This is a genomic window from Bradyrhizobium uaiense (assembly GCF_010811875.1).
Taxonomy (GTDB): domain Bacteria; phylum Pseudomonadota; class Alphaproteobacteria; order Rhizobiales; family Xanthobacteraceae; genus Bradyrhizobium; species Bradyrhizobium uaiense.
In genome coordinates, this window is record NZ_VKHP01000279.1 from 1 (window position 1) to 11166 (window position 11166).

9 protein-coding genes are annotated in these 11166 nt (G+C 57.9%); 5 read left to right on the forward strand and 4 right to left on the reverse strand.

Annotated elements, in window-relative coordinates:
* Positions 1-770 precede the first annotated feature (770 nt).
* The 3 genes from FNJ47_RS40010 to ectB form a co-directional block, all read right to left on the reverse strand.
* Positions 771-1769: an NADPH:quinone oxidoreductase family protein gene (locus tag FNJ47_RS40010; protein WP_163161502.1), complete on the reverse strand. Its 999-nt coding sequence runs from the start codon at positions 1767-1769 to the stop codon at positions 771-773.
* Positions 1770-1914: 145 nt separating this feature from the next.
* Complete coding sequence (locus tag FNJ47_RS40015) at positions 1915-2694, reverse strand: hypothetical protein (protein WP_163161504.1); 780 nt, start codon at positions 2692-2694, stop codon at positions 1915-1917.
* A gap of 959 nt (positions 2695-3653) precedes the next feature.
* Complete coding sequence (ectB, locus tag FNJ47_RS40020) at positions 3654-4922, reverse strand: diaminobutyrate--2-oxoglutarate transaminase (RefSeq protein ID WP_163161516.1); 1269 nt, start codon at positions 4920-4922, stop codon at positions 3654-3656.
* 928 nt (positions 4923-5850) lie between these two features.
* On the opposite strand from ectB, the gene FNJ47_RS40025 reads away from it, so the two are divergent.
* Entirely contained in the window at positions 5851-6036 is a 186-nt protein-coding gene (locus tag FNJ47_RS40025; protein ID WP_163161506.1) for a hypothetical protein, read from the forward strand.
* A gap of 240 nt (positions 6037-6276) precedes the next feature.
* Here the strand turns inward: FNJ47_RS40025 and FNJ47_RS53395 are convergent, their stop codons facing one another.
* Complete coding sequence (locus FNJ47_RS53395; protein ID WP_283811355.1) at positions 6277-6408, reverse strand: hypothetical protein; 132 nt, start codon at positions 6406-6408, stop codon at positions 6277-6279.
* 99 nt (positions 6409-6507) lie between these two features.
* On the opposite strand from FNJ47_RS53395, the gene tnpA reads away from it, so the two are divergent.
* Genes tnpA through FNJ47_RS40045 form a run of 4 tightly spaced genes read left to right on the forward strand, consistent with a single transcriptional unit; the run spans position 6508 to position 9493 of the window.
* Positions 6508-6930, forward strand: coding sequence for an IS66-like element accessory protein TnpA (gene tnpA / locus FNJ47_RS40030; RefSeq protein ID WP_163161508.1), 423 nt, complete (start codon positions 6508-6510; stop codon positions 6928-6930).
* Complete coding sequence (gene tnpB, locus FNJ47_RS40035) at positions 6924-7277, forward strand: IS66 family insertion sequence element accessory protein TnpB (RefSeq protein WP_163161510.1); 354 nt, start codon at positions 6924-6926, stop codon at positions 7275-7277. The genes tnpA and tnpB overlap by 7 nt, the downstream gene beginning before the upstream one ends.
* 51 nt (positions 7278-7328) lie before the next feature.
* The gene (gene tnpC / locus FNJ47_RS40040; protein WP_163161512.1) at positions 7329-8894 is read left to right on the forward strand and encodes an IS66 family transposase; all 1566 of its coding nucleotides are present in this window, start codon (positions 7329-7331) and stop codon (positions 8892-8894) included.
* Positions 8891-9493 carry a plasmid pRiA4b ORF-3 family protein gene (locus tag FNJ47_RS40045; protein WP_163161514.1) on the forward strand — a complete coding sequence of 201 codons (603 nt, stop codon included), beginning with the start codon at positions 8891-8893 and terminating at the stop codon, positions 9491-9493. The genes tnpC and FNJ47_RS40045 overlap by 4 nt, the downstream gene beginning before the upstream one ends.
* Positions 9494-11166 lie beyond the last annotated feature (1673 nt).

Sequence of the window (11166 nt, forward strand, 5' to 3'; positions counted from 1 at the left end):
CCTGGCATGTTCTATCATCAGGCATAGGCATAGTTATAGAAATTGACATCACTACCTCCGGCGCGCCAACGCTGGAGAATCTCAGATTGCCAGTCGGTCCGCAACGCGCGATGGCCTTGGCGCTTACGCTCAACTTTTTGCCAGGGGGTTACAACTAAGGTGCTCTCCTGGCCTGGTTCTGTCACGGCCGTTCGGCTCAAGGTGAGCTGGGACCAGAATGACGTTCCATTCAGTGCCGAAGATCTAAGACTTGCGCTCTTACGGCAGCGCCCACGCATTCTTATCCATGATTTTTGGTCGACGCCGACCTCAATCGTACTGGATCCCGTCAATCTCCGCGACGATGAGGCGGAGACGGTTGGCCATGCTTTGGCAGACGCATTTAATAAGCCCCACTGTATTGCTGGGAATGGAAGCTCCTGCGCCAAGGCGACCAGCAGGCCGCCTGACCTTCATACAACGCCATCATACTGCTCGCCGCATCCCCGCGCATGCGTCAATCAGGCGGTCCTCGTCGTGTGCATACTGTTCGTGAGCCGCACCCAAGCATTCAAATATGCGCTGTTCTAGAATGGCGATCATCCAGAAGCCATCGTCGAAGTGTCGAGCGAAACCGAACTCGATTTCTCCACTGATCCATAGGTCGTCTGCTCGGGGCGACCTGCCTGATAGGTCGGCTCAATTGAGCAGGTCGAGTAGTGGCCGCTTTCTCCGCGCGTCGACGAGGAGTAGGTCGTCAATACTATTGATTGCGCTCTCTGCAGGTGAATTCAATCGATATTGACGACGATCTTTCCCATTGCCTTTCGAGCTACCAGTAGGGCAATGGCATCGCCGGCCTCCGCCAACGCAAAGTGCGCCGATATGCACGGTCGCAGCTTGCCACTTTGATACCACTCGAGCAACTCAGCCGCGTCGCGACTAAGGTGATCAGTACTACGATCGAGCCACGGGCCCCAGAACACACCGACAATCTGGCAAGATTTCAGCAAGGGAAGATTGAGAGGAATCTGTGGGATGCCCGCGGTAAATCCCACAATGAGGAAGCGACCGTCCCAAGCTATCGCGCGCAAAGCCGCCTCTGAATAATCGCCGCCTACTACATCACACACAACGTCAGCGCCGTGGGGGTCGCACGCCTCTTTGAGAAGGCGCGCGGCATCTCTGCGGGACGATGGATCAAACGGTGCGGTCGGGTATATCACCGCGCGGTCTGCTCCATGCTCTCGGACTAGCATCGCTTTCTCAGCTGTAGAAACTGCGGCCACAACGCGAGCGCCCATCGCTTTACCAATTTCGACCGCCGCCAGGCCGACGCCGCCAGCTGCTCCAAGCACAAGAAGAGTCTCACCCCTCCTCAGAGATCCCCTCTCTTTCAATGCATAGTAGGACGTACCATAGGTAAGAATGAACGCCGAGGCTTCGTCAAACGGCATCTTATCTGGTATAACCACGCAACGGTTTGCGTCTACGGCAATCTTCTGCGCCATTGCCCCCCATCTGGAAAATCCCATCACACGATCACCGACTTGAAACGAATATACGCCGCTACCGATTGCCTCGACTACGCCAGAAAACTCGGCGCCGGGCGAAAATGGCCGTTTTGGCTTGAATTGATATCTGTCCTGTATGATCAGTGTGTCCGGAAAGTTTACCCCGCTTGCCTTGACGCGAACGACAATCTGACCCGTAGTAGCCACCGGATCGTCAATCTCTTCGAGTACCAGCGTCTCGGGTCCCCCGACCGATCTACTCATGATCGCCTTCATACGTACTCCGCGAGAGATAGTGGTGGATGTGGCTCGATCTAGAGGAACTATGCGGTCTAAGCCATCCTTTACTCCCTTCGATGTTGTTGTCTCATGCCTCTCCGGTGCTGTGGCGGACAGCGTTGCAACACTAGAGCACTGGGGGCTAGGTACAGCTGGCTGACGTCGGCGGAAACGACGATCCTACATTCAGCTCGCTTATGTCCTGACGATCAACAAGGCTCCGCAACTCGTCGCTAGTTAGCCAAACAAGCCAATCGTCGTCGACAACCCCCCCTTCCATCAGCTGCAATTTTGCTCCACCGGGTTCATAATGCGCATATCCATATACGCGCCCCTTATCCAGTCGACGGCCCGCTACAAGCGCACATAGGAAGTCGGGAGCCCACATCGCAAAGGATACGCCGCGTGCTATTCCTGTCATGATCCTGGTGATACCTTGTCCTCTAAGGTCTCTGCGGACCCACCGGTCGCCATGGTAGGCGACCTTACCTGTCATCTTCTTCGCGCTCGGTGCTATGCAAGTACATCGGTCCTGAGGATGTGCATGTACGGTCGGGTCGGCGTAAAACGCCTTCAGGGATTCAAGATGCTCGGCAAAGTTGCTGTGCGAGAGATCAAACAGTCGAGCAGCCTCTAAAAGGACGACCTCATTGTTCTTGTCGACGCCCATCAACCAATATCCCTCGCCTAATGTAATTGGCGAGCGATGGGGCACGAAACTTGGATATGTCGGCCCCTTTGTTGGAGTGGCCCGCGTGATCGAGACGTACTCGTCAAAGTTGAATCCTATCGAAACCTTGATCCCCTTTTGAACAGCGGCGTCGTCATATACCTGAAGGAAGCGCGAGACCTGCAACGGATCGACTATGCTTCTCATTGCAGCAACTGGCCGTGCTAGGTTCATATCCTGATGATACAGCATTAGCGTCGGATTGCGACACTACCTATTTTGTTAGGCGCAATTGTAACGGATACCGCCGCTGAACATTGCAATCCCAGCGCAGCCGGCCGCGCGGTAGATTCGAGCTTGAGGTTCAAAGTACTCTGAAGCTTTGCTCGTTGACCTTGCGTCACACTCTATCCAGTCCTGAGTTCGCGCCGATGTTGGATTTGCTCGGTCCGGAGGTTGGGGCGACGGAGCTCGCACGGAGCCATCGCATAGCGCAACGTCAACTCTCCGCGCGGTTGGCATGTGATCTCGAACTCGGACGGGGTCTTCCATCCAGGCTGCGAACGGTCGTGTGCTGTTGCCAATCGACTTGCCAACATCCGAGTGCGACGTGGGGCTGGGCCGGCGATCAAAAATAACGTCGCGTTTGACAACTCGTCCCGCAGCCGGCCGTTGCTCTCGAAGGCGCCCTGCGTGAGCTTGCCCGGCACTATGCAATCGCCAAACGACGCGGCTCTGATCGGCTCAAATTAGGATGGCGGTACTGGCGAAACTCGCTGCCATGATGCGTCCCGCATCGGTTCCAGCCGAGTCATGATGGATGAAAAAAGATCCGCCGCCCCCTTCCTCCAGGTGGCCGTTGCCTACTATGGCAGCCTGGGCGTAACGATCGGGCGCGTGATGACAAGGGCGCATGCTTCAAATCCTTTGCCTTCAAATGGTCTGCGAACGCCTCGTCCTCAAGCACGCGTGGGCAAGCCCAACACACCCAAGACCAATCGAAAAGACGAACGCTTCACTCAAAACAGTCTGCGAGTTTGCTTATGCTCGGGTCTCTAACGCCTCAACCGCGCGCGTCGCCGAGTTGCCTAGAGATGGCCCCATCGCTAAAAGGCCACCCGCACTGCGTCCTCGGCTATCAAACCATTAGCAGAGCGGTCCCGGGCCACTCCGATGGCCTTGGGGACGCTTGTCCAGCCCTCGTCTGCCAGTCAGCTCACCGCCATTCTAGCGCGTTTCATGGTCTCGGCTAAGGAATCCTCGAATATCTCAAGGCCACGATTTAGTGTCTCATCATCCATCGTGAGTGCGGGCAGAAATTTTACGACCTGATCATCGGGTCCACATCGTTCCACTACCAATCCCTTCGAAAATGCGTTGCGCGTCGTTAACTCCGCGATTTCGGTCGCTCCGCAATCAAATCCCAGTACCATACCGCGCCCTCGGACAGCAAAACCGTTTCCATACCCCGATGCGACGGCTTCAAGTCGCCTCCGCATAATCTCTCCCATGCGCTTAACCCCTTGTGAGAAGATCGGACTACGCCAATAAATGTTTAGGGCTGCCGTCGCAGATACAAGGGCAAGATTGTTTCCTCGAAACGTACCACTGTGTTCTCCTGGCTGCCATGCGTCCAGCTCCTCTCTCATCAACAACATCGACAGAGGAAGACCGTACCCACTTAGCGATTTTGACATTATGATAATATCTGGCGACAACGCTGCGAACTCGAAGCTAAAGAAGTCACCCGTGCGACCGCAGCCCATCTGGATATCGTCGACTATGAGAAGGGCGCCAACATCTTTTGCTATCGTACAAATTGAATGCAACCATTGCTTGCTCGCAACATTTATACCCCCTTCTCCCTGCACGGTTTCGACGAGAATGGCAGCTGGCCGATCGACGCCACTGCTCTCGTCCATCAATGTCGTGCGCAGGTAGTCAGCCGTATCAACAGCTGGCCCAAAATAACCATCGTAGGGCATGAAAGTTGCGCCGGACAACGATGCCCCACTGGCTGTGCGATAGAAACGGTTACCGCTTGCGGCAATCGCGCCCAAACTCATGCCATGGTATCCGCGTGTGAATGAAATGATATTTTGACGTCCCGTCAGTTTACGTGAGAGCTTTAGAGCCGCCTCAACAGCATTAGCACCTGTGGGCCCTGTGAATTGGAAACGATATTGCAGATCGAGTTTCCGAAGTATGACCGAGCAGAACGTCTCCATAAATTCGAGCTTAGCAGGAGTGGCCATATCGAGCCCGTGGACTACGGCATCCGAGGCTAGATACTCGGTAATGGCAGCTTTGATCTGGTGATTATTGTGGCCGTAATTGAGCGCCCCAGCGCCGGAGAGAAAGTCAACGAGCTGTCGACCATCGTCTGTTAACATAATGGAGCCGCGTGCTCGACTGAAAATTGCCGGAAACGAACGCGAGTATGAGCGGACGTTCGACTCTAGGAGCTCGATACTCCGCATATTTTGCGGCTCGCTTATCACTCCACTCATGATCCCTTTCCTCTGTACATTTCCCTCGAGCTGTGGACTGAACGAGCGCGTGTTTCTTGCACGACGTTGGTCTCCCGGAAGGGCTCCACTCATATCTAAAAACCGGGAATAACTAACCTCCCAGGGTTGGTAGTCTTTGGTTCAGACGACTGGGCGGACGTCGTCTATTCGGCAAGCTGAAACGTCTCAAAGTTGGAGGCATCGTCCTCGAGGTCGAAAACGGCCTTACTGCCGATGGTCGCGCCGGAGGGGTTGATCTGCTTGTGCGAGCTAACTTGCCCCACTTTGTGGAACGGCACACGTGGCAAGAGCTTTTCATTCGATTTCACACATTGGGACGGTTCACTCGCTATGTCCGGCCTTTGCGCGCGGCGACATAGTCGCGGGTCTCGAAAAGGTCCGCGAAAAGGGGAGTCCGATCAAGTTTACGCCCTTGAGCGCGTTGGGCACCGCGCGGCTTCAGTCGTCTCGGGATTCGCCCCATGCGTTCATCGCCTGTTGCACATTGCCCTCTGCTGGTCTGCGCCGGTCAGGTCGTTTGGCGCTCACTGCATCCATCAGACGGTGACCGCGGTTGGATGGGACGCCGATAACTCCAGCCACTTTCAGAAGCGCTCATATGATTCACGCTGTTTGCCACGGCCGCGTCCTAGCGTCGTCTCGAGCAACCGCGCAAGACGCCCGTTGCTCCGACGACCATGAGAGCGCGGAGATTTCGGATTTCCCCACCTTTTGATAGTTGTCTCAGCCGCTCTTTGCTTCCGCTTGAATGAGATACATGCGACTGATCCGGCGAAAGGACGCTGCACCCTTCAACCTCGACATCGTACACACGTCGACCTTCTCATGTACAACGAAGACCTGCCAGTGAACTCGGCTCCAAGGAGTGCCTGTTCCAATGAACTCGTTCGGCTCCATAGCGATAGCCTCGATGGCGAAGAAAACCAGATCCGCCGCGAACGCGGTCATCCATGTTCTCGGCTTGAACGACATTGCCATTCTGGCCGGGTTCGAGGCGAGAAGTGCGGCGGGTCGCCCTCACCAACTCCGCGAGCGGCTGCTTATTGACCTTGACGCGCACTAAACTGTCACCGATCGTGGACGCTGACGGGCACCTTGCCATCGACGGCAATGTGATGAACGTTGCGACCATCGTCACCGTAGTTCTTGACCGCATAATGCATGGTGTAAGGTTGTCCCAAATAGCGACATCGCCCTGCTTCTAGCTCCAGCGCACAGGTGTTTTTCGGCGGGGGGGTGATATGAGACTCGCATAGATCAAACAGTCTCTGCCCGTCATATATCGGGATATCAGCAAAATGTGTCAGCCGAGCACCAGCGTGCGCTCGCCGATCTCGGGGGGGACCAGGACTACGCGATACTCGGTCGCCCTGTTGTCGTCGAATGGCGGGATCACAAAGCCCCGTGGCACCGCAATGTTGGAATAGGCATCCATGCAGGAATAACGTAAGCGTGGCGTTGAGGCCCTTGAGAATTTTTGTACTCAGTCCTGAGAGCACCGCTAGAAGAGTCATCTTTTGCAAGGGTGCTCACAATGGACGACCATTCGGACGACATAAGACGACCGTTGTCACCGCGTATCGAAGTGTACGCAGGCGCAGGTCGAAAGCGCTGGCCGGACGATTTGAAGGCACAGATTGCCGCGGAAAGCCTCGAGCCGGGGGCGATTGTCACAGATGTCGCGCGTCGCCATGGGTGCCGGCCCCAGCAGGTGCACGACTGGCGGCGCCGGGCGCGTTTGGGCCAGTTGGTGCTGCCGGCGTCGGCGGACACGCTGTCGTTCGTGCCGGTGGTGTCGGAATCGGCGCTACCGGCGGCCGCAGACCCCTCCGGGTCGCCGGAAGCAGCCGTTGTTACGGTTGAGCTCCAGGGTGCACGAGTGGAGGTGCGGGGGACGCCTGGCCTTGCTGTGTTGAGTGATGTGTTCTTGGCGCTTCGACGGACCCGTTCATGCTGACGCCGCCCGCGAGCCTCATGATTTACGTGGCGACGCAACCTGTAGACTTCAGAAAAGCTGCGGAGGGCTTGGCGCTATTGGCGAAGGAGACGCTGGGCCATGACCCGATGAAGGGCGTGGCGGTGGTGTTCCGTGCGAAACGCGCCGATCGAGTGAAGATTGTCGTCTGGGACGGCAGCGGCCTTGTGATGTACTGGAAGCGACTCGATGGCAGCAGCTTCAAATGGCCACCCATCGTGGCCGGTGTGATGCGGATGAATGCAGCCCAGCTGTCAGCACTGGTGGCCGGCATGGATTGGACGCGGATGCACGCGCCTCGGACCCCGCAGCCGAAAGCGCTTGCGTAAAGATACAAATCTTCGCTGCATCGTGGCGCGAAGCATGGCAGACTTGGGCCAATGAGTGATTTGCCTGATGAGCTGCCGAGCGATCCGGCCGAGTTGCGCGTCTTTGCCGCGGCTCTACTGGATCGCTGCGCCAGGCTCGAGCGGTTGCTCAAGCTTGCAAAAGATGCGCAGTTCGGTCGGTCCTCGGAAAAGCTGGACGCTGATCAGCTGCAGCTTGTTCTGGAGGATATCGATCAGGCCGTCGCGGCCCTCGAAGCAGCCGAAGATCGTGCCAATCCCAAAACATGCGAGAAGAGAGCTGCCGAGCGCAGAGCCAATCGTGGTCAGTTGCCGGAGCATTTGCCGCGCATCGTCGAAACCCTGATGCCGGCTGCAACCTGCTGCCCGTGCTGCGAAGGCGCCCTTTTTGAGATCGGTCACGATGAGAGCCAGAGGCTGGACGTGGTACCGGCGCAGTATCGCGTCATCGTCACCCGCCGGCCCAAACTGGCCTGCCGCGCCTGTCACGGAGTCGTCCTCCAGCACGCCGCTCCCGAGCGATTGATCAGGGGAGGATTGCCGACCGAGCGACTGGTCGCGCATGTGATCGATGCCAAGTATCATTGGCATTTGCCGCTTTACCGCCAGGCGCAGATGCTGGCGACGCACGGAATAGCGCTGGACCGTTCCACGCTCGCCTTCTGGGTCGGCTATGCCGCCCAGGAATTGAAGCCCCTATGGCATCGTCTGCGCGAGCTTCTGCTCACCTCCTCGAAGCTCCGTGTCGATGAGACCCCCGCACCGGTGTTGGATCCGGGACGCGGCAGGACCAAAACCGGTTACTTCTGGGCGCTCTCGCGCGATGACAGACCGTGGGCCGGACCTGACCCACCTTGCGTGGTCTATGCCTATGCACCGGGCCGTGGGGCCGTTCATGGCTTGCGCTTGCTCGAGGGCTATCGCGGCATCATCCACTGCGACGGCTACCAGGCTTACAAGACCATGACCCGAGAGTCGCGTGCGGACGCCCTGTCCGGGACGCTCGCCTTCTGCTGGTCGCATCTGAGGCGCCAGCTTGTGAAGATCGAGCGGGAGGCTGCGCCGGCGCCAGCTCCGGTTGCCCGCGAGGCCCTCGAGCGCATCGCCCAGCTTTACGCGGTCGAGAAGGCACTCCGCGGCCGATCTGCGGACGAGCGCTGCGCGGGGCGACAAGCGCATGCCCGGCCTCTGGCTACAGCCTTGAAGCAGTGGTTTGAGGCCAAGCTTGCTCACCTTGCGCAGAAGAGCGACACGGCGAAGGCCCTGCGTTACGCGCTGCGTCATTGGGACGGCCTGACGCTCTACCTTGATGACGGGCGCATCGAGATGGACACCAATGCTGTCGAGCGTGCGATGCGCCCGATCAAGCTCAACGCCAAGAACTCTCTTTTTGCAGGTTGCGACGAAGGCGCCGAGAATTGGGCATTGCTGGCTTCGCTCATTGAGACCTGTAAGCTCAATGGCGTCAGTGCCGAGTACTGGCTCGCTGACGTTCTCGCCAAGCTCGTCAATGGTTGGCCTGCGGCGCGACTGGACGAACTGCTCCCTTGGGCGTCGATCTACACGATGCATGCACACGATCCGAGGCTGGCGGCATGAGCCTGAACACGACCGCGGTCCGGATCAAGGTGACCCTCAAGGACGTGAAACCGGAGGTGATGCGGTGCCTTGTCGTGCCGCTCACGCTGCGCCTTGATCGGCTGCATCTGACGCTTCAGGCGGCGTTTGGTTGGACGAATAGCCATCTCTTCGAGTTCCTGGCTGGCGACGGCCGTTGGGGTATCCCTGATCCCGATGGAGATTTTGGCCCTCAGCCCATCGATGCTCGCAAGACGCGGCTATCCAATATCGTTCAAGAGACCGGCGCGAAGACGATCCATTATCTCTACGACTTCGGCGACAGCTGGGATCACGTGATCAAGCTCGAAAAGTGGTTCGACAACATGACAACGGAGGGACTTCCCCTCTTGCTCGAGGCCACCGGCCGTTGTCCTCCGGAAGATGTCGGCGGTGCGTCAGGCTATGCCGAATACCTCGACGCCATCAGCGACCCCACCCATCCGGAGCACGAACAAAGGCGTCTCTGGGGCCTCGAGCAGTTCGATCCCAGCGTCGTCGACCGGAAGGCGCTCGAGGCCGCCGTCAACGCATTGTCGGAAATATGGAAGCCGCGTCGGCGCACCATACGTTCAAAATAGACGTCGAGCGCCAATCAAATGGGCCTCAGAGCTACGCTTACGGAATAACCGATGGGTCCAAACATCAGCCCGGACACCACCGCGTGCGGAATTAGGGCGAGGCTCGACATCGTTCCCTCGGCAACACCTAGCGGCGGGCGGCACAAAATACCCGGCACGAAGAGCAAAACGCTCCTGCTCGGCTGTCGAGCTGACCTGGTCGCCAAGAAACGTTGATCTTGTGCTAGATCGGCAGGCCATTGATTGCAGCGATGGTCTGGTCCGGCAAATCCCCCGCCAGCTTCACATTAGATTTCAGCACCGGTTTGCCGCCGCGTTTGGCGACATCGGGAGGCGGAGTGACATAATCGATCAGAGCCGGTTTCGCTCATGGTGTATTTTCCCGCCGGTGAGCGCTCGCGATCGCGGATACGGTCTCGTTCGTTCCAAGCGAGTGCGAAGAGCCGAGCTGCAGGCGGACTGGTGACGTTGCTGGCTTTCATGGGGAGATCCTCGGCAAGTGCCGTGCCAATCGCGAAGATGGCGCCTCGACCCGATCATTATGCTCGTCGGGGGTTCGGTCGCGTACTCGGCAAATCTGATGGCCGGAACAAGACAGCGGTTGTCAGATTTCGATCCGTCACGCCAGTACGGGACGAGGTGTTCCGAATGTCATCATCCGAAACATTCCCACCCGGCGAGGCGCCATCGGCCGCGACTAGTTGCTCGTTTCGTAAGGCTGCAGCCGGCCGTTACGCCGGAGCCGCGCGCCAACACGGCTGATGGTTGCGCTATTTCCAACATCAGTGTAGCGGGCCGTCGGCTTCAACAAACCAAGAGAGACTGCTGGCTCGCATCTTTTCAAAATGAATTAGAAGCGCAATGCGCCTGAAACCCGTGGCACGGCTGTTGCTATTGACGGTTGCGATACCAAGTGAGGCTAATTGCATTGAGACGCACGCAAGCGATGCGCTACTGCGCTAAAACCAACCCGTTCTCCTATTTTCGACGGAGACGTCACCGCGCGGGAATATCCGCGCAATCTCTTGGCATCGGTTAATGACTTCAACATCGCTTCACTGCGACCGGAAAGCCGACAAGTTGACAGATCACTCAGCCTTGGGCGGGTAAAAGGTTCTATGGTCGGCTATTCGAACGCGCCGTTGACGCGGCTGGCCCTCCACTCAAGGCGAGAAGGACGTTTCTGACGTCTCGCAGTAAACATCATCAGGGTCGAGGGGGCCTCGAGATCGGGACGAAATGAAGTAGCAATTTCGGCTGCGTGGGGGTCCAGAGTGGGGCGCCCGCCGAGCCTGATCGTAGCGTCAGCATCTCGATGCGCAGATCACTTCAGCTGTCAGCTGCCGAGAAGGTAAGGCCCTTGAACAGCCGGGCGCGCTGGGGTTCAGGCTCGGTGTGAAACGACATCATCTTCCTTGCAATTCATCCGATAGAGTTCGGGTGAGTCATCCCGGCTCTTCGAACGCGCCCTTGACGCGGCTCGCCCGCCACTCAAGGCGAGAAGGACGTTGCGGACGAATCGCAGTAACAATCATCAGGGCCGAGCGGGCCTCGAGATCGGGACGACATGAAGAAACAACTGCGGCTGCGTGGGGGCCACGTGGGGGGCGCCCGGCAACCGTGTATCTGTGGCTGACGTAACAAACGCGTCGACTGAGAAGTGAACACATACA

Bases quoted from the DNA above. Each gene is read 5' to 3' on its own strand.
- FNJ47_RS40010 (WP_163161502.1), bottom strand. From the start codon at position 1,769: ATGAAGGCGATCATGAGTAGATCGGTCGGGGGACCCGAGACGCTGGTA.
- FNJ47_RS40015 (WP_163161504.1), bottom strand. From the start codon at position 2,694: ATGCTGTATCATCAGGATATGAACCTAGCACGGCCAGTTGCTGCAATG.
- ectB (WP_163161516.1), bottom strand. From the start codon at position 4,922: ATGCGGAGTATCGAGCTCCTAGAGTCGAACGTCCGCTCATACTCGCGT.
- FNJ47_RS40025 (WP_163161506.1), top strand. From the start codon at position 5,851: ATGAACTCGTTCGGCTCCATAGCGATAGCCTCGATGGCGAAGAAAACC.
- FNJ47_RS53395 (WP_283811355.1), bottom strand. From the start codon at position 6,408: ATGGATGCCTATTCCAACATTGCGGTGCCACGGGGCTTTGTGATCCCG.
- tnpA (WP_163161508.1), top strand. From the start codon at position 6,508: ATGGACGACCATTCGGACGACATAAGACGACCGTTGTCACCGCGTATC.
- tnpB (WP_163161510.1), top strand. From the start codon at position 6,924: ATGCTGACGCCGCCCGCGAGCCTCATGATTTACGTGGCGACGCAACCT.
- tnpC (WP_163161512.1), top strand. From the start codon at position 7,329: ATGAGTGATTTGCCTGATGAGCTGCCGAGCGATCCGGCCGAGTTGCGC.
- FNJ47_RS40045 (WP_163161514.1), top strand. From the start codon at position 8,891: ATGAGCCTGAACACGACCGCGGTCCGGATCAAGGTGACCCTCAAGGAC.